This is a genomic window from Pedobacter sp. B4419 (assembly GCF_059693725.1).
In genome coordinates this window covers 2,094,363-2,118,740 of record NZ_JCASSL010000002.1, presented here as the reverse complement: position 1 = coordinate 2,118,740, position 24,378 = coordinate 2,094,363, and the positions used below count along the sequence as shown (strand labels likewise).

At 45.3% G+C, this 24,378-nt stretch carries 18 protein-coding genes and 2 tRNA genes; 7 read left to right on the top strand and 13 right to left on the bottom strand.

Annotated features, from left to right (window positions below):
- The gene (locus AC570H_RS20680) at nt 1-795 is read left to right on the top strand and encodes a helix-turn-helix domain-containing protein (protein ID WP_497358476.1); all 795 of its coding nucleotides are present in this window, start codon (nt 1-3) and stop codon (nt 793-795) included.
- A gap of 1 nt (nt 796) precedes the next feature.
- Here the strand turns inward: AC570H_RS20680 and AC570H_RS20675 are convergent, their stop codons facing one another.
- A complete protein-coding gene (locus AC570H_RS20675) occupies nt 797-1,261 on the bottom strand; it encodes a hypothetical protein (RefSeq protein WP_497358474.1) in 465 nt (154 codons plus the stop codon).
- A gap of 128 nt (nt 1,262-1,389) precedes the next feature.
- Here AC570H_RS20675 and AC570H_RS20670 point away from each other — a divergent pair, with 128 nt between their 5' ends.
- A complete protein-coding gene (locus tag AC570H_RS20670; protein WP_497358472.1) occupies nt 1,390-1,992 on the top strand; it encodes a class I SAM-dependent methyltransferase in 603 nt (200 codons plus the stop codon).
- A 133-nt stretch (nt 1,993-2,125) separates the two neighbouring features.
- Nucleotides 2,126-3,646 carry a ComEC/Rec2 family competence protein gene (locus AC570H_RS20665; protein WP_497358470.1) on the top strand — a complete coding sequence of 507 codons (1,521 nt, stop codon included), beginning with the start codon at nt 2,126-2,128 and terminating at the stop codon, nt 3,644-3,646.
- 96 nt (nt 3,647-3,742) lie between these two features.
- On the opposite strand, the gene AC570H_RS20660 is transcribed toward AC570H_RS20665, so the two are convergent.
- From AC570H_RS20660 to AC570H_RS20615, 10 genes are all read right to left on the bottom strand, one after another.
- Nucleotides 3,743-4,873, bottom strand: a complete 1,131-nt coding sequence (locus AC570H_RS20660; RefSeq protein ID WP_497358468.1) for a DUF4998 domain-containing protein — start codon at nt 4,871-4,873, stop codon at nt 3,743-3,745.
- A gap of 11 nt (nt 4,874-4,884) precedes the next feature.
- Nucleotides 4,885-6,072 carry a DUF5000 domain-containing lipoprotein gene (locus AC570H_RS20655; RefSeq protein WP_497358466.1) on the bottom strand — a complete coding sequence of 396 codons (1,188 nt, stop codon included), beginning with the start codon at nt 6,070-6,072 and terminating at the stop codon, nt 4,885-4,887.
- 17 nt (nt 6,073-6,089) lie between these two features.
- Entirely contained in the window at nt 6,090-7,976 is a 1,887-nt protein-coding gene (locus AC570H_RS20650; protein ID WP_497358464.1) for a RagB/SusD family nutrient uptake outer membrane protein, read from the bottom strand.
- Nucleotides 7,977-7,985: 9 nt separating this feature from the next.
- Nucleotides 7,986-11,222 (bottom strand): SusC/RagA family TonB-linked outer membrane protein, encoded by a 3,237-nt coding sequence (locus AC570H_RS20645; RefSeq protein WP_497358462.1) that lies wholly within the window; start codon nt 11,220-11,222, stop codon nt 7,986-7,988.
- 368 nt (nt 11,223-11,590) lie between these two features.
- Nucleotides 11,591-12,448 carry a glycerophosphodiester phosphodiesterase family protein gene (locus AC570H_RS20640; protein WP_497358460.1) on the bottom strand — a complete coding sequence of 286 codons (858 nt, stop codon included), beginning with the start codon at nt 12,446-12,448 and terminating at the stop codon, nt 11,591-11,593.
- A 4-nt stretch (nt 12,449-12,452) separates the two neighbouring features.
- Entirely contained in the window at nt 12,453-13,673 is a 1,221-nt protein-coding gene (locus tag AC570H_RS20635) for an alkaline phosphatase family protein (RefSeq protein WP_497358458.1), read from the bottom strand.
- Between the two features lie 27 nt (nt 13,674-13,700).
- Nucleotides 13,701-15,491, bottom strand: coding sequence for a metallophosphoesterase (locus AC570H_RS20630; protein WP_497358456.1), 1,791 nt, complete (start codon nt 15,489-15,491; stop codon nt 13,701-13,703).
- Nucleotides 15,492-15,927: 436 nt separating this feature from the next.
- On the bottom strand, nt 15,928-16,479 hold the full coding sequence (locus AC570H_RS20625) for a hypothetical protein (RefSeq protein ID WP_497358454.1): 552 nt from the start codon (nt 16,477-16,479) through the stop codon (nt 15,928-15,930).
- A 228-nt stretch (nt 16,480-16,707) separates the two neighbouring features.
- A tRNA-Glu gene (locus AC570H_RS20620) sits at nt 16,708-16,779 on the bottom strand.
- A gap of 31 nt (nt 16,780-16,810) precedes the next feature.
- Nucleotides 16,811-16,886, bottom strand: a tRNA-Met gene (locus AC570H_RS20615).
- Nucleotides 16,887-17,000: 114 nt separating this feature from the next.
- On the opposite strand from AC570H_RS20615, the gene era reads away from it, so the two are divergent.
- The 3 genes from era to der all read left to right on the top strand — a co-directional run bounded on the left by era (nt 17,001) and on the right by der (nt 19,844).
- Complete coding sequence (gene era, locus AC570H_RS20610; protein WP_497358452.1) at nt 17,001-17,879, top strand: GTPase Era; 879 nt, start codon at nt 17,001-17,003, stop codon at nt 17,877-17,879.
- Nucleotides 17,880-17,891: 12 nt separating this feature from the next.
- Complete coding sequence (locus AC570H_RS20605; RefSeq protein ID WP_497358450.1) at nt 17,892-18,398, top strand: TlpA family protein disulfide reductase; 507 nt, start codon at nt 17,892-17,894, stop codon at nt 18,396-18,398.
- Between the two features lie 144 nt (nt 18,399-18,542).
- A complete protein-coding gene (gene der / locus AC570H_RS20600; protein WP_497358448.1) occupies nt 18,543-19,844 on the top strand; it encodes a ribosome biogenesis GTPase Der in 1,302 nt (433 codons plus the stop codon).
- A gap of 146 nt (nt 19,845-19,990) precedes the next feature.
- On the opposite strand, the gene AC570H_RS20595 is transcribed toward der, so the two are convergent.
- The gene (locus AC570H_RS20595) at nt 19,991-21,121 is read right to left on the bottom strand and encodes a histidine decarboxylase (RefSeq protein ID WP_497358446.1); all 1,131 of its coding nucleotides are present in this window, start codon (nt 21,119-21,121) and stop codon (nt 19,991-19,993) included.
- Between the two features lie 612 nt (nt 21,122-21,733).
- Nucleotides 21,734-23,341: a S41 family peptidase gene (locus tag AC570H_RS20590; protein ID WP_497358444.1), complete on the bottom strand. Its 1,608-nt coding sequence runs from the start codon at nt 23,339-23,341 to the stop codon at nt 21,734-21,736.
- Between the two features lie 189 nt (nt 23,342-23,530).
- Here AC570H_RS20590 and murQ point away from each other — a divergent pair, with 189 nt between their 5' ends.
- A complete protein-coding gene (gene murQ / locus AC570H_RS20585) occupies nt 23,531-24,337 on the top strand; it encodes an N-acetylmuramic acid 6-phosphate etherase (RefSeq protein ID WP_497358442.1) in 807 nt (268 codons plus the stop codon).
- The last annotated feature ends 41 nt before the right edge of the window (nt 24,338-24,378 follow it).

Genomic DNA, 24,378 nt, shown 5'->3' with positions numbered 1-24,378 from the left:
ATGAAATTCTCTGAAATCAAATCCTGTGTGGTTGGCCCGGCGCTTTCGCCCGAACAATTTATTGCCGAGCATTTCTTTGTGTTTGTGGCCAAGGGGACCATGAATGGCTACGATGGCAACAAGCACCAGGTGCTCAAGCCTGGCGAAAGCTGCATTGTGCGCAAAAACAGGCTGGCCCGCTATAACAAGGTAAGGGAAAATGGAGAATTCGAAAAAGTGATTATCTTTTTTGACGAAGTTTTTCTAAAGAGCTTTCAAAAAAAGCATCCCATCACCTTCCAGAACCATAGCTCAAAAGACGCCTTTATCAGACTTAAAAAAGACAAGCTCATCAGCAGCTTTCTGCTTTCGCTTGAACCTTATTACAAGGCTTCGGGAGAGATAAGCCAAACATTTGCCGATCTGAAAAGAGAAGAGCTCCTGCTCATTCTCTTGGAGCTGCACCCCGAACTGTCGGATATCCTTTTCGATTTTGGCGTGCCCGGCCGACTGGATCTCGAAGCATTTATGCAAAAAAACTACAAGTTCAATGTAAGCATGGAGCGTTTTGCATTTCTTAATGGGCGCAGCCTCTCGGCTTTTAAGCGCGATTTTAAGCAACTGTTCAAGGAAACGCCCAACCGCTGGCTGGTGAAGAGGCGGCTACAGGAAGCACGTTTCCTGATCGAGGAAAAGAAGCAAAAACCATCAGACATTTATTTGGACCTGGGCTTCGAAGACCTATCACATTTTTCTTTCGCCTTTAAAAAGGAATTTGGCGTATCGCCAGGTGCGCTGCTGCATCCCAACGGCTAGCCTATTTTACCTTGACGTAAACTTCTATAATTTCCTGATTGACGTTTAAACTGTCTATTCGTTCAATTCCCTTTTGGATCAACGTATTGTTGTTTAAGCTCAGGGTAAATTTAAACCTGGTATTTTCCCAATCTCTGTGGCTGCAGTAGATCAGGTGCTCGCTGTAGTTATTTCCCGAAAGCACATAGGTGCCGGCACCTGCGCTAAAGGCCGGGGTTTTAACTTTCCCTTTGTGCAGGTCGTGCGTAAAAAACGAAAAATGGGTTCCGTTAAACAGCTTCAGCGTTTCTTGGTTTTCGCCTTTTACGGGATAAGTGACGGTGGTATCATTCTTTACGATCTTTTTGCTGGAAACCAGCTTCCATGTTCCTATAATGGATGTATTTGTTAAGGCAACTGCTTTTTTTTGGGCAAAAGAAAGCTGGCTGTATAGGATGCAGCCTAAAATCAATAGGGTTCTTTTCATCTCCTTAAATTAGTATTTTTTTAAATAGCCCCTAAGAACACCCGAGTTTATTTCATCAAATCCCCATTAACAATGAAAAATTCTTAAACGCAGCTTGCCGAGCTTATGGTTTTTCTTTTACTTCGTACATGGAAAACGGCGAAAGAAAAGACGTGTACAAGGTGTACAATAAAATTGCACATTGGTTTTCAGACAACAGGCCGGCATTGATGGAGCAAAACTATCTAAACGAGCTGATAGCCCTGTTGCCTGCAAACGGCACTGTTTTAGACCTGGGTTGCGGTACCGGAAAGCCGATGTTCGAATACCTCATCGGCAAGGGTGTGCAGGCCATAGGGGTTGATGCAAGCAGCAGCATACTCGATTTGGCCAAGGCAAACTTTCCACAGGAAGAATTTATCCTGCAAGACATGAGGCAGCTCAATCTCAGCAGCACATTCGATGCCATTATTGCCTGGCACAGCTTTTTTCACCTGCCTGCTGCCGATCAGCCTGCCATGTTCGGTCTTTTCGAAAAGCACCTCAACCCCAAGGGCATCCTGCTTTTTACCACAGGCACCGAACGCGGAGAAGCATGGGGCATGAACGGTGGCGAAAATCTTTTCCATGCCTCTCTTGATACTAGCGAATACGAAACGCTATTGGCCAAGCACCATTTTAAGATCCTGAAGCATATAGTTAAAGATCCAAGCTGTGGCTATGCCACCATTTGGATGGCACAATATGCCTAGTTTATTTTTTGCTAGTCAAAATCTGTTCAATACCTTTTCGCTGTGCTCAAATGCCCTGTTGATGAAGCGACCAAAAACTTAACTTGCAAAAGCCACTATATATCAGTAAGTTAGATTAACTAATTTAGCAGATATGGAATTTAACGCTCTCCAAGACCAGGGTTATGGCTTTGCCGTTTTCCCTGAAGCCAGAATCTATGCAAAACCTGGTGGCAAAAACATTCAACACCTCATTTTCGGCGATTACATTACCCCTCCAAGAACTGCACCCGACAGAAAATGGACTGCTACACACGTGCAGCAATACAAAGGCGAAACATGGGTAATGGTACGCTCAAGACAGGATGATGGTTGGATGAGGCTGGCCGACATACAGCTGAACAGGGTACTGGAAGTTAATTTTATAGACATTGGCCAAGGCGATGGCTGCCACCTGGTTAGCCCAAGTGACGAGCACTTTATTATAGATGCCGGCGAAAAGGACAACATGTACCATTTTTTGGGCTGGAGGTTTAACCTAAAAGGAAGCACCAAACCCCTGCCCGCATTTAATGCCATGATTAGCCATAGCGATGAAGACCACTACAAGGGCTTTGCAAAAGTCCTGGCCAATCCTGCCGGTGCTTTTAAAAGGAAAATCCCTTTTAAACAGATTTATCATAACACCATTGTGCAGCGGCCAGGCTCTTCTATTGGCGCCACTACTACTTATCAGGGTATCGATTATGTTAGCGATTTTATAGATACAAAGGAAAAGCTGAAACCGGTTTTGGGTGAGGGCGTAACGCAGAGCAATTATCAAAAACTGCTTTCGGCCGCGATTAAAACATACGATGGAATTAAAGTTGATGGCCTTTACAAGGTGCTAGGGGAAGAAAACATCATTTATGATGATGGACAGCTCAAATTGGAGGTAATTGCCCCAATTGCAGAAAAGGTGAAAATTGGCGGCAAGGAAGGCTATGCGCTGAGGTGGTTCGCAGATGGCGATGTGGGAAAAACGAAAAATGGCCATTCGGTAGTGATTATGGCGCACATCGGAAAGCTAAAAATATTGCTTGGGGGCGACCTCAATACCCATTCGGCCGATTTCATTATGTCGCAATATGGCAATGAAGATCTTAGGCAGCTTAAGATCCAATTGGCAGCAGCAAAAACCGACAAGGAAAGAAACACCATCCAGCAAAAGATTGACAAGCTGATTGAAACTTGCAACAAAACAATGGGATGCGATGTAGCCAAATCATGCCACCATGGCAGCCACGACATTACAAATGAACTATTAAAGGCATTTAATCCCATAGCCACGGTAATTTCTAGTGGCGACGAAGAATCGTTTTGCCATCCAAGGCCCGAAACATTGGGCGCCATCGGCAAGTACAGCAGAGGAGACCGTCCGCTGATCTATAGTACCGAACTCTCGCGCTCTTCGCCAGAATACCTGACCCTGAAAATGATCAAAGTTAAAACACCTGAAGAAAAACAGCGCCTAGTCTCTACCTATGGAATGATTGCACTGAGGTCTGACGGACGGAATACCATTATTGCCCAAAAGCTCGAACAAGAAACAACCCGCTTTGGAAAACTGGTAAAATGGCAATTAGACAAGCTCATCTGGAACGACAAACGTGGAGAGATCATTTCAAAATCCTAACAAAAACAACACTCAAGCTCCACAAGACTTTAATGAAGCAAAAAACGGCCCCGATTGGTAGATCGAGGCCGTTGGCAATAGGGTATTTTAGACTGATTAATTTTCTTCGTAGCCGTAAACCGTGAATTCGGCCAAGTTGGCGTAGGCATTCGGCCCTGCCGTGGCATAAATTCTAAAATAGCGCATGGCGGCTACGCTGGTTAAGTTGAAGCTTTGGGTTGGATCTTGTTGTACCAAGGTAAAAGAGCCATAGTTTGTCCAATTGCTGCCATCCATGCTGCCTTGTAGCGTAAAAGCGGTAAAGGTATTGGTTACGCCCGGTCTACAGGTTAATTCGGCACGGGTAACTTTATAGGTTTTTTTAAGGTCGACAGCTAACCAATGCGGGAAACCCGGAACCGGTGCCGGCGTATGGTGCGTATGCCAAAAGGTTTTCACATCATCGTCAAAAGCAAACTGTGGCGGACCGCCACCATTGGCCAATTGAGACGTGGCTGCAAAAGAATCGGTGGTTACTACCAAGCCTGCTTTAGGAATTTTGGCCGTTACATATTCTTTAATAAACGGCGTAACAAAGTTATCAATGCTTCGGGTGCCCGGAATGTAAACGGTTTGATATTGGTAACTGGTTCCCGGTTTATAATCGGTAATCTCCGACACTGTTTCACCTACCAAAACCCGTTTCACTTTTACAGTATTGTTCAGGTCTGTATACTTTACATCTGTGGCATAGGCGCCTCCAGATACATTGGCATTGCCCCATTTAATGGTCAATTTTCCAGTGGCATCGATCTCGCTTCCCAATACGGCGCGTTCTACCAAATAAGTTTGATATTTTTCGCCAAAGCTTTCGCCAAGCAGCTCTACTGGAATCGAAGAATTGCCTTTGCTGTCATAGGTTTTTACGATAAAGGAGTAGCGTCTTTCTTCCAAGTTATCAATAATTACGCTGATGGTATCGCCTGTGGTGGGAATATTTACGCTCAGCGAATCGGCATAATTGTCCCAAAACACTTTCGCCTTGGTTACGTTTGGATCTGCGCCTCTTAACCAAGCAATCTTGATCCTGTTTTTGCCCGAATACACTAAGGGCGATGTGATTTTGCCAGCGTATACAATCCCGCCCGGCACAATAAAATCTTTATAGGTACTGTCCATTTTTTTGCAGGCAAAGCAAACTGCTGCCACCAAAAACAGCCCCAAAATATAAGTGAGTATCTTTTTCATTTTTCGATCAATTAAGGTTGGATTTCACCAAACATGGTGAGCTCGCTAATTACAACTTGGCCGGTACTGCTATAGGTTTCCAATGTTTTCCAACGCAGGTACCTTACTGGTGGCAGCTGGTTTTCAAACTCAAAATCCTCGCCCAAAAAGTTTGCATAGTTTTTATCCTCATCGGTAATTTGTCCCAACGGCAAGCCCGATGGTTTATAAGATTCGAAAGTGCCCAGCAGCTGCCAGTTTTTCCAGCCACCATCCGGATCAGGATTGTTCGAACCCCAAAGCTCAAAGCGCTTCACCGCCGAAGCCTGGTACAAGTGCGAACTTGGTGCCTGATGTTCTTTAAAACGGCTCAGCAATACTTTACGGCCCATATCAATGCTAAACCATGCCGGCAGCGGCGAACCATTTGGCGTGGCCAAGCCATCTTGCAGGGTAGCTACTTTGCCATCCCATAGCTTTTCTACGCTGTAGCCGCTATTTACCGGTTGCCAGCTATCTGTAGGCAAACGCATAGAAATCCAGCCTGTTTTTGGAATTTGCACCTCAAACTTTGGGGTTAGCGTTTTAAACAGCGTGTCTGACTTGTTGTTCCACCTGTCGCGAACAAAAACCGCAAATTTCTTCTGTTCCGATTTTAGGCCTCTTGATGAAAACTTACCCGTTGCGGCCGCCGTATAATACACATTTAAAGGTGCCCAGGTATTTTTTCCGGTACTATCAACCATTAACTCGATAGAAACGTTTGCTTTTGTGCTGTTGTTAAAAGTTACATTGATGCCCCCAAAGGTAGCCGTCATGTCAACCGTTTCGAAAATTGACTTTACAGGCGGCGTTTTCGGGTTAACATAAACCACCACCGGTTCTGAGGCCTTTTCGTTTTTGCCTACACTGTAGATTTTAATTTCGTGTTTCAAGGTATCGCCAAAACCGATCAAGGCCAAGGTATCCGAATACATAGACGATTTGGCTTCACGGTTTACGCCCGGCTGGATTTCGTAAACGGCTTTTACATAGGCCAGGTTCTGATCGGCAGGCAATTTGTATTTTACAATACCGCCGCCAGCTGTTGGGCTCACTACCACATTGCTTACTTTTGCAGGCGCTGGCGCATTCGGATCGATATGGTCTAACCTGTCTTGTTTGGCACAGCCAAAAGCAAGCAGCGATACCATTATGAGCATTAAATAAAGATTTTTCATTGCTGTATGTTTAAATTCTACCATCCTAAGTTTTGTACTAGATTTCTATTGGCCTCTATGTTCGAATCTTTTATCGGCCAGAAATAATCCTTTAGACCAAATACCTGATTGAATATGGTTACCGGCCTGTAATAGTCTGCCGTTGTAGCCTGCATCATATCCCAGCTGGTAATTGGATTGTTCAGCTCGGCCGAAGCTCTTTTCCAGCGTTTCAGATCCCAGAACCTTTGCGATTCAAAAGCCAGCTCGATGAGCCTTTCGCGTTGGATAATGTCCCTTAATCCATCCTGGTTATTGTATTTGGTAGGGTTTGTAGAGAAATTACTCCAAGAATCTTCTACCGAGTTCAATCCGGCGCGTTTGCGCACCAGGTTGATGTAGTTGAAAACCTCGGCACCTGGTCCGGCAGATTCGTTTTGCGCCTCTGCATACAAAAGATAAAGATCGGCCAGCCTGATGATCGGCCACGGATAATTGGTAATCGAATAGGCACTGCCGGCACCGATCACATTTTGATAGTGCACGTATTTTTTAACGTAGTAGCCGGTTACCGTTCCGAAGTTGATCTTGCCAAAACCATTACGCTCCTTGTATTTGGCCTGTAAAAAAAACAGGTCCTGCGAATCGTCATACTTGCCCTGGCCGTAGTAAATACCGCCATCAAAGCCTAAGTCGGCATAAAACCTGGGTTCCCTATCATAGTTCAACACCGCGGTTTCATAATCCTTTTTCACCAAAAGCTTATCGTCGTCGGTTGATTTTCTGGTGCCGTATCTTCCATTATAGTTAAAGGTTTTGTCCTCGTTAATCGGAACCCCGTTTTTTGAATAGAACATCTCTGCGATTTTTAAGGGTGGAGAAAACTCGCCCCTTACTACTACGCCATCCTGTAATGCCGGGTCCCACCAAGTGGCAGCCCTTTTTTGGACGTCGGTGGTAGCTGCAATGCTTTGGGTATTGGCCCAGATAATTTCACTGTTCCATTTCTCTGCAAAGCTGTTCCTGATGCTCAGTTGTGTTTTAATGGTTTGGGTAAGCTGAAATTGGGAAAAGCTCGGATTGTACTCGTACAGTTTGATGCCCGCCTGCTGGCAAACCTCTATGGCTCTTTTGCAGGCCACCGCAGCCGAATCCCATTTTACTTTAGAAAAGACCTGGTTAAACAACTGTACACCGTTCGGGCTTTTTAAAGCGGCCTGTTCCTTATTGCCATTAAACAAAGGGCTTGCCGCCGTAACCAGTACCTTGGCTTTTAAGGATAGTGCCACCGGCTGGGTAATGCGCCCCGCTTCGCTTGCCGGATCGGTTACAATCAAAGGCAGGTCTGGCGTGGCTTCGTTAAGGAGCTGTTTGATGTAACTGAAACAGCTATCAACCGGATCTCTGTATACCTTAACCGCATTGGCATCTGCATCAATCGGCAAGTTTTTCTTGATTAGCGGAATGGGGCCGTACATCCTTACCAAATAAAAATGATAATAGGCTTTTAGGAATTTCACTTCCGCAATCCAGCGGTTTCTTTCGGCTTGGTCTAAATCGGGCACTTTGCCAACGTTTTCTAAAAAGATGTTGCAATCGCGCAGGCCTTGGTACATTGGGGCCCACCTATCGCCAAACGGCCCTATTTTGTTTTGCAGGCCAAGGGCCAAGTTAAAATAGCCTCCTCTGGCTGTGGGCGCCCACATTTCATCGCCGCCGTATAAAGCCGGATCATCGGCCAAATCGCCATCGGTAGGCATGTAAGAGTAACAGGTAAACAGGTACTTCTGTGCTTGCGAGCGCATGGTGAATGCGTTCTCGATGGTAGCTACGTTATCGGGCACTACATCCAGATACTTTTTGCAAGAACCCAATGCGGCAATCAATAGCAGTGCTACGCTTATGTTTTTAATAAATGTCTTCATTTTCGAGAATTAATTGATCGTTACGTTAATGCCTATATTGAATACTTTCTGTAAAGGATAGGCCAGGCCATTGCCGCCCATTTCTACGTCCCAAAGCTTAAAGCTGCTAAAGTTTAACAGGTTGGTGGCATTGGCATAAACCCTAAAAGTTGAGGTGCCGATGCGTTTTTGGAAGTTTTTGGGAAGAGTATAACCAATCTCGACCGATTTTAGCCTTAAGAAAGAACCGTTGCGCATAAACCAGGTGCTTACCTGGCTGTTGTTGGCATTTACCTGCGGACTTAGCCTTGGCCAAAGCGCATAAATGTCTCTCGAATCTTCAGACCAATGGCTATCGGCATAGGCCTGCAGCAACTGGTTGTTCAATATTTTGCCGGCAAGGGCGCCATTGTCGATTTCTGCCTGGCTTCTGTAGGAAGCAAAAGGAGCAGTCGCAGCGGCATCAATCCAGAAAGATTCATTGGCCAAACCTTGAAAGAAAGCACTAAAGTCGAGGTTTTTCACGCCCATGGTAAAACCAAAGCCATACACGATTTCTGGGGTTTGCGGATTGCCGATCGGCACCATATCTGCCTGGGTAATCTGCCCGTCGCGGTTTACATCGGTATATTTGATGTCTCCCCCGCCAACGGCATAGCTGCCTCCAAAGTTCTGGGTGGGCGAGTTGGCCGCATCGGCATCGTCAATAAACAAACGTTCGGCAATGTAGCCATACCTTTGCGAGAGCGATTGGCCAATCCTGCTCCTGTATGCCTCTTTGTACTGGGGCTCTTCATAAGCCAGATACTTGTTGGTGGCATAGGTAAAGTTTCCTCTGGCCGATAGCCTCACCTCCCTGCCGAGCATCTGCTGGTAATCGACCGAAATATCGGTACCCTTGCTCGATGCCTTGCCGATGTTGGCGCTCACAGTTGATGAAAGACCCATGGTTACCGGAATAGAGGCACGGTTCATAAAAATGCCATCGCGGATTTCGGAGAAATACTCCGCCTGGATGTTTACTTTGTTGAACAAACCAAGCTCTAAGGCCAGGTTTTTCTTTTTGGCGCGTTCCCAGGTAATGGCCGGGTTGGCGTAACGGTTAATGGTTACCCCATTAATGGTTTGCATGGCACCCAAACCGTTGCCAAATGAAGCTGCCTTTGCCGCATCGTTCATGTTTACATCAGAAAGGTACAGGAAACGGTCTGTAGGATCTGCAATGGCCTCGTTTCCGATTTCGCCATAGGTGGCACGCAGCCTTAAATTGCTGATGACAGGTTTAATGTTTTTGAAGAAATCTTCATTCGAAACCGACCAGGCCAAACCAAATGCCGGAAAAAAACCGAAACGTTTGTCTTCGGCAAAACGTTCCGAACCATTATAGCCAAAGTTGAATTCGGCATAGTACTTACTGTCATAAGAATAGGTTGTCCTACCCGATACGCCTAAATTCCGTACCGGCAATGATAACTGCAAGCTACCCGCATTGGCCTGCACGTTGTTGCGCATCATGTAAACCAATAAGCCGCTAAAGCCGTGCTTCTTAAATTCGCGGCTGTAGTTGAGCATCGATTCGAGGTAAAAGGTAGAACTTACCAGTTTATCGCCTTCGCTATAGCCCAAGTATTCGGTACCCGTATCTTCGTTAAGGTTAGAAATGGCGTAGGTATTGCTTAACTGGTCATAGCCAGACAGCGTATAAAGAAATGGATTATAATACCTGCTCACGTCAAAATAAGAGCTGCGGTTGGTATTGAGCATCGTTCTAAACGACAGGCCTTTTACCAGTTTAGACAGGTCTTGCTTTACCTCTAGCTGCGCTAGCATCAGCGACCTCGAATAATCTTTATAGCCTCTGGTTAAATCGGCGTATGGATTTAAATAAGAACCATCGCCGTAATTGCCGTACATGATATGCCTTACAAACTGGTGCTGGCTATCTGTTGGGTAAAATGCCGGAAACAGGGTTGGATTGGCCCGCATAACCTTGCTGTACATGCCCGAACCGCCATCTATCGGGCCCGTATAATCATCGAAGTTGCCGCTTAGGCGCACAATCATCTCTGTGGTTTTTGTCACGTCGATGGTTACGTTAGAACGGAGCGTATAGCTCTTTAAATCGATGTTGTTGTTAAAGTTGTTGCGCTGATCTACTTTCAGCATCCCGTTGTCCCTGTTTAAGGAGCCCGAAACAAAATACTTGGCCACGCCCCCGCCGCCGCTGATGTTCAGGTTGGCACGCTGGTTCATGGTGTAATCCTTAAAGATCATGTCGCGCCAATCGTTGGCCGGATAAACGATATTGTTTTTGCCTTTTAGCGTATTGGCTATCTTCTCTTCCGAGTACAAGGTACCCAATAGCGGATCTCTGGTAAGGTTGGCTTCGTTAGCCAGTTTCATATAGGTAACCGGGTCGGCAAATTCAATGTCTTTTGTTGCCGTTGAAAGCGAATTTTCAAGCCTTACTGCAAGTTTGGCCTTGCCAACAGTACCTTGTTTGGTGGTAACCAAAATTACGCCGTTAGCCCCCCTGGCGCCATATACAGCGGTTGATGTGGCATCTTTTAGAATAGAGAAGCTCGCGATGTCATCGGGCAGCAAGCGCGCCAAATCGGTGGTGGTCAGCTCCATTCCATCAATTAAAATCAATGGCGAAGTTTTATAGCCGAAAGTGGTAACGCCCCTTACAAAGAAATCGGCATTATCTGCACCGGGTTCTCCACTTCGCTGGTAGGCAATTACGCCTGCCACTTTTCCGGCCAGGGCCGTGGTCAGGTTACTCGATGGCACCCTCAGGTCGCTCAGCTTTACAGAAGTAACCGATCCTACCATATCCGATCGTTTTTGCGTACCGCTAAAGGCCGTTACTACAACCTCGTCTAAGCTGTTGCCCGATGCCTTGAGCACAACGTTGATTACGTTGCCGCTGCCCTTAACCGGCACTTCTACTGCGGTGTAGCCCACCATAGAAAAAACCAGGATGGCGTTCTCGTCGGGCACATCCAAAATAAACTTTCCGTTTAAATCGGTAGTGGTACCAATGCTGCTGTTCTTTACTTTTACCGAAGCGCCGGGCAAGATGTCTACCGAATCTTTTACCGTTCCGCGTACTTCGATCTTAAAATTCTTGCGTACCGATTTCGCAGCCAGTACCCGTGCGTTTGCCGGCACTTTATCGGTAAAGCTTTTCGCCTGTAATCCCTGCAGCAAACAAGTGCAAAGCAATACGGCAAGCGCTATTGTTTTTTGTAGTTGTTTCCTCATGTTATTGGCTTAAATAGTGATGCAGACCGGCTGCAAAAAAGCAGCGATCAAGGGTTTGACAATGACTCATTTGTGGTTTGTTTTGCTTTGATTTAACGGGTGCAAAGCAAGCCATAAAGTGTTAGGCCATTATTAACTGTTAGATATGATATGATTAACAGAAGCGCCTAAAAAACCCTAAAAGTTAAGCTGGTGTTAACAGGGCCATTTGCATCAATTAAATGGCTATTTAACTGATAGAGAAGACAAATGAAACGAAAACTATTTGTGTAATTTGTTTGTGGGAAAAGCTTTGTAAAAAAAGAGAACACAAAAAATCCCCCGAAACATTGTTCCGGAGGACTGCTTTTTTGGGGAATAGTTAAGGCCTATAAAAGGTTCGGATAATCTGAAATGATCCCATCAACGCCCAAGGACTTGAGCTTTTCGATAGTGGCCTTTTCATTCACCGTCCATGGAATGATCTTCATGTTTTTGGCATGGCATTGATCTACCATTTCCTGGGTTACATTGCCAAAATACGGACTGTAGATATCGGGCGTAAACGTTAGGAGGCTCAGTGTTTCTTCGAAATTTTTATTGGCTTCTACCAGATAGGAAATCCTGATTTTTCCCTTAAAGTCTCTGTGCATCGCCTCCAGCATCCCAACATCAAAAGCCTGAAACATGGAGCGTTTGTTTATTTTCTTGGCCAGGATCACTTGCATCATCTTTTTCACAAAATCCTTCCTGAATTCGTCGCTAATGGTGTAGGCCGGCCCGGCCTGGATATTGTAACGCGGCGCCGGCAGGTGTTTGGCCTTGGCATAGGCTTCGGCCGAATCGATGTCATCGGCAAATCGAGGAATATGCGCCTCTATTTTTTGCTGCTGCGGATACCTTGGATGGTTCCTGAGGCCAATTTCAATGGCTTTGATTGTTGCATAATCCATCTCCTTGATGAGCAGCTTTTGCTCGTCTTCCTTTAAAACAGGCTTGCCGTTGGCATAAGAAGCATAAAGCGAAACGATATTCGGATCGTGGGTAACCACCAGCTGGCCGTCTTTGCTCATGTACAGGTCCATTTCAATGGTGGCTCCATAGTCAATGGCCAATTTGGCCGATAAAACCGTGTTTTCGGGCATTAAGCCTGCCCCGCCCCTATGCGCCTGCTTATCGAATTTTTGCGCCCATGCCGAATGGCTTAAACAAGCCAAAAGCAATAAGCTGCCTAAAATATTTTTCATCCGCTTATTTTAAGATTTCTTTCGCCAAAATGCCTTTGCCATCGTTAGCTTCTGGCTTTAGTCCTAATATTTTCATCACCATGCCATAAACCTCTACATTCTCGAAAGGCTTGATGCTCAAATGTTCTTTAAAGGCAGGTCCCCAGGCAAAAAACGTAGCATGCATGTCTTTAACCTGGTAAGGATCAAAACCGTGGATACCCATTGTTGGGCCCGCAATAAAGGATTTTGGCCAGGTGGTAATTAAAACCACATCGCCAATGCGGCTATAGGCATCGTTTTTGGCATCGTATTTTAAGATGGCCGGCACTTCTTTTTTAAGGTATACCTCATAGCCCTTGGCTTCTTTCTTAAACCTATTGTACAAAGGCATAATATCGGCCTCGTTTTTGGCGTGCAGGTTAATGTGCTGAAACTGGTTTACCATTACGTATTTGCTGCTGTCGACCGTTGGCACTTTCAAATAGTTCTCTTTGGCAATCGGGGTCATGCCATGGTCTGAAACAAAAACAACGTTAACCGGCAAGTCGATGGTCTTCAGCATGTCGTTCAGCTTGCCCATTACGCCATCTATAAAGCTTACCGCTTCATTTACTTCTGCAGATTCGGGGCCATGTTCATGCCCGGCATGATCGGCTTCGGGTATGTAAAAAGCAATAAAGTGCGGGCGCTCGTCTTCCGGCAGGCTCAGCCATTGCTTAATCAAAGCTACCCTTTCATCGGCCGCCTTCAGTTTGTCTGTATAGCCGCTAAAGTAGGTGGGCTTGTAGCCGTTAATGGCGGCCTTCGAATCGATAAAGCTCAAGCTTGCCGTTACCATGCCCTGTTTGGCTGCCGTAACCCAAAGCGGGTCTTTTTTGAACCAGGTGCCATCGCTGGCCTTAAAAAACTGTTTTCTTGCGGGGTCGTAAAAGCTGTTGCCCACAATGCCCGAATGCGAAGGGTACAAGCCGCTGACCAAGGCATAATGGTTGGCATGGGTCGAAACCGGAAAAGAAGGGATCATCGATTCGGCTTTCACCCCCTTATTGGCCAAGGCCAAGAGGTTTTTGGCCTGGTATTTCTGGGCATAGTCATGCCTAAAGCCATCGGCAGAAATCAGAATCACATAAGGCTTCTGTTTTTGCTCGGCCGTATTTGTTTTGGCAGTTATTGGCGCCTGGGCCTGGGTGGCCTGGGCAAAACCCAACAGCAGCAGGAGGTAGAGGAAGGTATTTTTCATCATTTTTAAGGAGGGGTGTCGACTCAATAGTTATTTAAAAAGGTTTTTAAGGGTTGGAGCAACGTTGACCAATGCGCTGGCCTTTCCTTGGCTGGCATCAATGGTTTTGTTGTTTTGCAAGATGATTTTGCCATCTCTATAAACGGCCGGATAGGTTTTTCCATCTTTAAAGTAATTGCCCGGTACCGGGATATCGCCTTTTTGGCCAAGTTTAACAATGGTTTGGGCGCGGTCGATGATCCATTCGCCGGTTGAGGGACGGAAGACAGCCATTTCGGCCCTGCCATCGCCATCATAATCGGCCGGCACCGGAATATCGCCCGGTACATGCTGCAATTGCAATGGAATATTGCCCAAACTGGTTTGCCAAAACGAATTGTCCGTTCTAAAAACGCCAATGTCTTTAATGCCATCGCCATCATAGTCGGCCGGTACCGGTATGGCGCCCTTTACTCCAAACTTAATGCTGTCCAATCCATTAAAATACCAGGTAAGGTTAGATGGACGGTAAACCGCAAATTCGGCAAAGCCATCGCCATCATAGTCGCCACAAACCGGAATATCGCCAGCCTTGCCCAAGGCTACCTCTTTGCCTCCCTGCAGCAGGAACTTGCCTTCGGCAGGCCTAAATACGGCCAAATCGGCTTGTCCGTCGCCATTGTAATCGGCAGGTACGGCAATATCGCCCTCCTGGCCAAAATCTACAGGTGCCTGGCCTTCAATCTGCCATTTGCCATTTGCAAAAAAAGCAACCTGGCTTACTTGGTCGTTGTTAAAATCCAGGTGCCTAGCTACATTGGTATGGTGCATCCAAGGCATGGTAAACTCGCTGTCGCCGTCTTTTTCCTCTTCGCCGGTATAAGGCGAAAAGGTACGCACGCTGATCAGGTCTTTGCTTTTCGAAAATTTCATCAAGCGCATTAAGCCATGGCCACCTTCTGGCCTGCTTTGGTAGTCGGACAAGTACGATTTAATGATGTTGCCCGCATAGCCATCCTGGCGAAAGCCCTCGCCATTGGCACCCACATGGCCCGATAGGGTCATGAAAACATTTGGATATCTTTTTAGCCTGTCGAAAATGCGCTGCGCCTGTTTGCCAAACCTGGCAAAGGCCTTTTCATTGGTTCCGGCTTTTGTACTGTTCGAAAGGATGTAATGGCTAATGAGAATCGCTTTTCTGTCTTTGTATTTTTCTAGCACCTGGCTGGCCCAGTTGTTGAGGTTTTCAATATCCTCATCATACGAATCGTATTCGAAAAAGAGGGCGATAAACTTGGTGCCCCCAGCGGTAAACAGGTCGAAATGGCTGTCGTTATCGTTCCTGTAGTGGCCGCCGTACCAGCTTTTTCCCTTAAAGTGCTCCACTCCAAAATATTTGTTAAACTGCTCGGTTTTTCCGCTTAGGGGATACTGGCTTTTGGTTTGATCGTGGTTGCCCACTGTCATGCCATAGGGGATGCCTTGCGGATAGCCGGGCAATGGCTTTTCTAAGCGGTACATGGCATCGGCCGCATTTACCCATTCTTGTGGTATTTTTTCGCCATCGTCAGAAATATCGCCCAGGTGCACCACGTAGGCAATTTTTTCTTTGGCCGCATTTTTTACGATCCAATCGGTTTGTGCAAAAAACATCTCTTTTTTGCCTTTGTTCTTTTCGCTGGTGTAGTACTGCGTATCTGGCAATACCACGATAGAAAATTCGGTATCGTCTGCTTCCTCTTCCTTTTGGGGGCCGAGGGGGCTAGCGCTGGTGCTTAGCAATAGCTGCGCACTTAAGAAAAGGCAAAAGCCCTTCTTAAAAATCTCTTGGTTCAGTTTCATTTTTTTAAGCTTGGCCTTAGAAATTTGGCCATTTGGTGTTTGCGTGCAAAAGTGGCCTGCAAATGTTAAGGCAATGTTCACCAAAGATTAACTTCTTCAGAAGCGACTTCTTCTTCCTTAGTAACCACTTAGGACATTATTCACTGTTGCTGTACAAGCTGGTGCCTAAAATGTTATTCTCCTGAGATTTTAAGCCAATAAAAAAGGCTGTAAATATTTGGTTACAGCCTTTTGATTTAATTTGTTTGTGGTCGCCTATAAGAGCGAGATAGCTATTGGAACCTTTGTTTCCAGAACTTATGACATAAAAAACCATCAATCGCATTGATTGATGGTTTTTCGTGGCCCAAAGGTGAGCTTCTTTGAACACTTGCTAGCATCCCTACAAGCGTGAACGCCGGTTTAATAGCTTGCGGTTAATCGGGGAGCCGACACTTCAGCAACGGTTGTTTTTGCTAAAGTCACGTTTAAAAAGCACCTTGTTATTATGCTCAATATAGTCGCCCGATACCATCAAATAGGGATGATTAGGCGAATACCCTGCGCTGTGGCTCCTTACCATTATTTTGTCGTTAACTTTGAGGCTGCTTAGCTGCTGAAAATCCTTGGGGGTAAACTGCATCATGTATGCTTCGCCATTAATCCTCACTATAAGCCATTTTGGTCCTGATGATTTCGCGTTTTCGCGCTGAAAAGTAACAGAGGTAACCACGGCCTCCATATTGCCGAAAGTTTTGATGTACTTCTTTATTTTATCATAACTGGCATGTACTTTTTTGCCTTCGGGAGATAATTCCCATTCTTTGTATTTGATTCCGTCAGGAGAAGCCTCCCATTTTTTTCGGTCCTCTTCCATACGGGCTTTCCTTTCAGCAACAGACAAAGGCTTTGAGGATGGCTTAGTTTCATTTTTAGTTTCACGATTGGCAAATACCAGTCCGCTTACCACAACCAGCAGCAAGACCAGCGCATAGACAACTTTTTTCATATCTTTTATCCTTTCAAAATTGATTTACCGAATTTACCTTGGTATTGCTCAACTTACGCGATTTGGATTGTAAATAAAAATGTAAATTTTGTAAATAGTGCGTTCTCGAGGGACTATGAGCCCGAAGAGCTAATCCCCTACTACGAGACTATATCCCGCGGGATGAATAAGAGGATCAAAAAAATTGGCATAAAAAAACCATCAATCGCATTGATTGATGGTTTTTCGTAGCCCGTAGGGGAATCGAACCCCTGTTTCCAGAATGAAAATCTGGCGTCCTCACCCCTAGACGAACGGGCCATTAAAGGAAGTGTCTTTCAACTTCTTTTTTTGGTAGCGGGGACCAGACTCGAACTGATGACCTTCGGGTTATGAGCCCGACGAGCTACCAACTGCTCCACCCCGCACACTATACAATTCTAAGAATTTTTGCGTTTTTTATTCGCTCTTGTTCCGAATTGGAATGCAAAGATATAATTCGTTTCTTTGTAGTGCAAATTTATTTTAAAAAAAATTCAAATATGTCGCACAAAGCTGGTTTCGTAAGCATTATAGGCAAACCCAATGTAGGTAAATCGACCCTCATGAATGCTCTGGTGGGCGAAAAGCTCTCTATTATTACCCCAAAGGCGCAAACTACCCGCCACCGTATTTTGGGCATCGTAAACGAAGAAGACTACCAAATTGTGTTTTCAGATACGCCAGGAATCATCAAGCCCTTATATGGCCTGCAGGATTCGATGATGAGTGCCGTAAACGGCGCACTGGTTGATGCCGACCTCATCTTTTTTGTAACCGATATTAACGAGAAGCACGACGAGAACGACGTGCTGGAAAAGATAAACAATACCAGCATCCCCTTGGTGGTACTCTTAAACAAGATAGACAAAGCCACCCAAGAGCAGGTGGAAGAAAAGATAGCCTTTTGGCAAAAAGAACTGAACCCTAAACACATCTTCGCCATTTCGGCCTTGGAAGGCTATAACATAGGCGATCTTTTGCCATTGATCTTAGATAACTTGCCGGAGCACCCGCCCTATTATGACAAAGACGAACTGACCGACCGCAGCCAGCGCTTTTTTGTATCGGAGATTATCCGCGAAAAGATCTTTAACAACTACCAGAAAGAAATTCCCTACAGCACCGAGGTGATTGTTACTTCTTTTAAGGAGGAGGAAGCCATTATCCGCATCAATGCCGAAATCATCGTAGAACGCGATTCGCAAAAAAACATTTTGATTGGCAAAGGTGGCAGCATGCTTAAAAAGGTAGGCATGGAAGCCCGCAAAGACATTGAGAAGTTTGTAGAGAAGAAAGTATTTTTGCAAACCTTTGTGAAGGTACTGGCCGATTGGCGCAGCAAAAAGAACTACCTTAAAAACTTTGGTTACGAAAGCTAATTTATTGAAATCATGAAAAAACTGCTCTTCCTTTTGCTTGCACTTTGCAGCACCGCCCTTTTTGCCCAAGAAAGCAACAACGGCAAAAAACTATGGGCCAAATCGGTACTGAACGAAAAGGCCCCCGAACTGGTGGTAGAAAAATGGCTTTCTAAGCAACCCGATACCAAGGGCAAGTTTGTGTTGATCGACTTTTGGGCCACCTGGTGCGGTCCTTGCCGCAAGTACATCCCTATGCTGAATACCTTTAACCAAAAATACGGCGACAAATTGGCCATCATCGGCCTATCAGACGAAACGGAAGACAAGGTGAAGGCTTTTAAAGATCCGAAGATCGAATATGCCGAAGCCATCGACACCAAAAAGAACCTATCGAGCCAGCTGGAAGTAAAAGGCATTCCGCATGTAATCATCATTGATCCGAAAGGCATAGTAAGATGGGAAGGCTTCCCTTTGCTGGGCAATTTTGAGCTGACCGAAAAGGTGCTTACCGACCTGATGGAGAAGTATAAAAACTAATTTAGGCTTCATCTTCAAAAAATTAAGCGTACTTTTGCAGGCTCGACTATCGAAGAAGCATGGATAACCCTGCCTTGAAACAATCAAACGGCAAACCGCGCTTCGCAAAAATCGTCAATCGTAAATCTTACAATCGTAAATCAAATGAGCAATATCATCGCCATAGTAGGAAGACCCAATGTAGGCAAATCGACCCTATTTAACCGCTTAACAGAAAGCCGCAAGGCCATTGTTGACGATTTTAGCGGCGTAACCCGCGATAGGCACTATGGCGTAGCCGAGTGGACCGACAAACAGTTTACCGTAATTGATACGGGCGGCTATGTGGCCAACTCTGAAGATGTGTTCGAAGCGGCCATCCGCGAGCAGGTGGTAATTGCCATTGAAGAAGCCACCGTGTTGTTGTTTATGGTGGATGTAACCACCGGCATTACCGATTTGGACGATGAGATTGCACAATTGCTGCGCCGCAGCAAGAAACCGGTTTTTACCGTGATCAACAAGGTTGACAATACCGCTTTAGAGCATGAAGCTGCTGTTTTTTACAGCTTTGGCCTGGGCGAAATCTATACCATTTCTTCAATGACGGGTTCTGGAACCGGCGAATTGCTGGACGATGTGATCAAGCATTTTGAGGATGTGCCCGAAGAAGAGAACACCTTGCCAAAAATTACCGTGGTTGGCCGTCCGAACGTGGGCAAGTCATCATTGGTCAATGCTTTGATGGGCATCGAAAGAAATATCGTTACCCCTATTGCCGGCACCACCCGCGATTCGATCCATATCCACTACAACCAGTTTGGCCACGAGTTTATGTTTATTGATACCGCCGGACTGCGCAAAAAGACCAAGGTAAAAGAGAACATCGAATTTTACTCGGTAATGCGTACCATTAAGGCGCTGGAAGAGGCCGATGTAGTGATTTTGATGATCGATGCACAGGAAGGCCTGGAGTCGCAGGACGTGAATATTTTTCACCTGGCCGAAAAGAACAAGAAAGGCATCGTAGTATTGGTTAACAAATGGGATTTGATTGAGAAGAACAACAAAACCATGAAGGCCTTCGAAGACCAGATCCGCCAGAAACTGCAGCCTTTTACCGATGTGCCGATTGTTTTTACCTCGGTATTGAACAAGCAGCGTATCTTCAAATCGATCGAAACTGCATTGGAAGTTTACCAAAACCGCAGCAAGAAAATACCTACTTCAAAACTGAACGATGTAATGCTGCCGATCATCGAAAGCTATCCGCCACCGGCATTGAAAGGAAAGTACATCAAGGTTAAATACATTACACAGATCAATGCCACATCGCCGATGTTCGCTTTCTTCTGCAACCTGCCCCAATACATCAAAGAGCCTTACAAACGCTTTATCGAAAACAAGCTCCGCGAAAACTTCGATTTCTCTGGCGTACCGATCCAGATTTATTTTAGACAGAAGTAGGCTGGTATTGCGAATAGCGTATTGAGTAAAGCGATATGCGTATTGCGTTCTCTGTATGGAGTATAGCGATGTGTGGATTGTGATTCTGCAGGGAATTTAGAGTCTTGAATCGATGAAACTCAAAACTCCTCACCCTCAACTCCGAACTAAATAGCTACCAAGCTCAGCGCCAGCTCTTTAACGAGTTCATCTATATGTTCACGTTGTACGTTCGGCATGCAGATAATGTGCGACCAGCCGTTTTCTGAGGCCAGCTGCCACTTTTGCCGAATGGCCAAATCAGGCTCTGGAAAGTTGACCGTGATGGCATTTGGGTTTCGCCAGGCAGGAATGCCGATTTCTTTTAATCTTTCCAGTGTATAGGCGGCTATATCCAAACTATGTTGCGCACGTTTTTGCAAACCTTCAATTCCGTATTTTTTTAGGGTGTACCATAAAAACAGCGGGCTGTGGCCATTGCGTGATCCGGTAATGGTGGTATCGATGCTCCCGATATAATCTATAGCCCTGGCAATGCGGTTACGGTTGGATTTTTTAACCACCACTACCCCACAAGGCATAGGCGATCCGAAAAACTTATGGCCACTAATGGCAATGCTATCGGCGCCATCGGCAAAATCGAAAGCCGGACGGGGCTCGATAAAGGCACTATAGCTCCCCGATAAGGCGCCATCTGCATGAATGTAATAATGCTTAATGGCCAGTTTCTTTAAAATAGCCTTGATTTTGGCAATATCATCTCGTGCTTCGGTCATGGTGGTACCAATGTTGGCCATGATAATGACCGGCGTTTGGCGATTCATGCCGATGGTACTTTCCAAATCGTTATAATCTATCTCTCCATTCTCTTGCGCACTGATCACTATATTGGGCATATTCAACAAATGCAAATTCTTCTGTACGCTGTAATGGGTAGATTCAGAGTAATAGACCATCGCCTTAGGATGAAGCTCTCGGGCGAGGTACAAACCGTACAAATTGCCTTCGGAGCCGCCATTGGTTACATAGCCCCACCAATCGTCTTCGTTTGCCCTAAACAAGGTTGCAAAAAACTGGATCACTTCCCTTTCCATCTCCCTCGAATCGACCGCATAGGTAGACGCTACAAAAGGATCGCCCAAATTGTTCATCGGATAGCTCAGGAAAGGCATCAGTTCTTCAAAATTGAAATCCTTTGATACCGGATAACCCATAAAATTCTGGGTATTCGATTTCACCTTCGCCAATAAATCGCTTAGGGTTTGGCTGTCGGATGGAGATAGGGATTTGTTGTTCATATTCGGTGCAGATTTGAACAGCAAAACTAGTCTTAATGAAATTAAATTTCAATTAAAATATTAAAATCAGAATATTATTTCAATAAATACAACAATACAAATCAATATTCCAAAAATAACAAACAAATTGAAGCCAGACTATAGAATGATTTGGCTTGAAACAGGTGAACCGCAAAGGACATAGAATTTTCGCAAAAAGAGGAAGAAGTATTTTTTATGGAAGAGGGAAGATGGAAAATGGAATTGATTTGTGATCCAGAACGCAGTGAAAGACCTATACTTAGGCTAGATCTCGTTGCGCTCGGAATGACCAAACTAAGCTAGAGGCGGATTGCAAATCCCCAGTTAGGAAAGTCGGGAATGCATTTCCCGACCAGCTTTCATTTGTCATCCAGAACGCAGTGAAGGATCTATCTTTAGACAGTTATCAGATCGATTGTCTGGCACGGCAAAGAAAAGAATAGCTTTCGTCATTCGTCTTACCCATTCCAAAACGGAACATGCAAGTTGCTTATCACGCTTCGTAAATAGTGCAATCAGACCCATGCTCTCATGTTTTATGTGTTGAGCTAAAATGCTCTTAGGTTTCTAAGGTGGTGAAAACCCAATAAACTATTGCAAACTAACCAAGGCTTGTTTCACCACATTATCGGTAAGGTTATGTGCCTTATAGTAGCCGATATCGCCCAGGTGGTACTTACAAAGCATTACCTTTAAATCGTTATAGATAATAGGCTTAGCCATCAGCAACTGTTTGGGATCTATGGTTATATTTTTAGATTGGATATACTTGAGCAGGTCTTTATAATCGGCATCGTTAATGGTAAACACATTCAGGTTCTGCGACAAATAACTTGGCGTATAACGATCGGCCAGTACATCGAACACAAAATCGATCAGTACTTTTTTCTGTACCAAGGTGCCATAAAATTTGTTGTAGCCGGTGGTATCTAGCTTTACATAAACATCTGGCTGTATGCCGCCACCACCAAATACCTTTTTGCCACTTGGGGTTACATAGGCATTTACTTTTTGCACACTGTCTTTCAGCTTAGTGCTTTTGGCAGTCAGCTCGCCATCGTTATATCGATCTTCAAGCTCATGCTGATAAGCGGCATAACCTTTTTTGTATGATTTTTGGATACTGCGCCCCAATGGCGTATAATATCGGGCAATGGTCAGGTTAAGTGCCGAACCGTCTTCAAAAGCGAATTGCTCTTGTACCAATCCTTTGCCAAACGAACGGCGCCCAATAATTACGCCACGATCAAGGTCTTGCATGGCTCCTGCGAAAATTTCGCTGGCCGAAGCCGAATTTTCATTGATCAATACAGCCAACTTACCCTGCTCAAACTCTCCGCCACCTGTGGCAAAATAATCAGTACGGGGCTCATGCTTGCCTTCTGTATATACGATCAGCTTGTTTTCCTGTAAAAACTGATTGGCCAGTCCTGTTGCTGCATTTAAATAACCTCCGCCATTATCTCTTAAATCGAGTACCAGTTTTTTCATGCCTTTGGCTTTCAGCGCACGGATGGCATTCACAAAATCTTCGTCGGTATTGGCTCCAAACTTACTGATGCGGATATAGGCGGCATCGTTGTTCAGCATGTAGGCGGCATCGATGCTGCTTACTTCTACCTTGCCCCTTTTAATGGTGAGCATGGCCGGAACCGGATTGCCCTGGTGCAGCAAGGTGATTTGAACAGGCGTACCTTTTTTGCCCCTAATCCTGCCCATCATTTCTGAACGTGGCAAAGCATGGCCGCTCACATTGGTACTGTCTACTTTCAGGATTTTATCGCCTTGCCTAATGCCGGCCATAAAAGCAGGTCCGTTATTGAGCACGCTGGTAACCAAAAGCGTATCGTTGAGGATGTAATATTCTACGCCAATGCCCTCGAAATTTCCTTCTAGGGTTTCGGCCAGTTCATAGGCTTTGGTGGGTGGCAAATAGCTGCTGTGCGGATCGAGCTGATGCAGCAAGCTGTCTATCGGCAGGTGCTGCAGGCTATCGGCATTTACCTCATCAACATAGTTTTTGTTGATGATATGGATGATATCTTCTACTTTTTGGGCGTTATTGTCGGCATAACGCTGGTCTTTTTGCACCTGAAACCCTTGGTCTTTTAAAAATTTAAAGCCCAAATACATTCCGCCTATTAAGGTAACTGAATAGGTAAGGGCAATAAGTACATTAAAACGGGTGTTCTTTTTCATCCTATAGCGTAGCACAAAGTTATGAAAATTAGCGCTTTATTGAAATAACAAAGGCTAATTCATTTAGTTTTTTGAATATTTTCGGGCAAATATTTGCAGGGGCGTAATCTTCTCTCTAAAATTGCATGGATTTACGCAAATATTTCCTGTTAATTTGAAAATTAACGACCTTTACATCAAATGACCCCAATGAAGAGAGTAACCGAACAAGAATCTAAATACCACGACATTGACCAAATGTCGGTTTTAGAGATTTTGAAAGGCATTAATAACGAAGATAAGCTAGTTCCCCTTGCCGTTGAGAAAGCCCTGCCCCAAATTGAAAAACTAGCTACAGCCGTAGCCGAAAGAATGCAAAACGGCGGAAGACTATTTTACATAGGCGCCGGCACCAGTGGCCGCTTGGGCGTAGTTGACGCTTCTGAATGCCCGCCAACCTTCGGCGTACCTTTTGATCAGGTGGTGGGCATTATTGCAGGTGGCGATTCGGCCATCCGCAAGGCTGTAGAATTTGCAGAAGACGATGATAAACAGGCCTGGATTGATTTGCAGGAATACAACATCAACGAAAAGGATTCATTGGTAGGCCTCGCTGCTTCGGGTACTACTCCTTACGTAGTGGGCGGTTTAAATACGGCTCGCCAGCAAGGCATCTTAACAGGCTGCATTGTTTGCAACGAAGGTGGCCCCATTGTTGCCGAATCCGACTTCCCGGTTGAGGTAGTGGTAGGTCCGGAGTTTTTAACCGGCTCAACCCGCATGAAATCGGGCACAGCCCAAAAACTGGTATTGAACATGCTCAGCACTACGGTAATGATCCGTTTAGGACGTGTAAAGGGCAATAAAATGGTAGATATGCAGTTAACTAACCATAAACTGGTTGACAGGGGCACGCAAATGGTGATGGACGAACTGCACATTGGCCACGAGCAGGCTGCCGATCTGTTGAGCAAGTACGGAAGCGTACGCAAGGCAGTTGAAGCCAGCAAGCGCTAGTTTTCAGTTGGCAGTTACGCAATACGCATATCCCAATACGC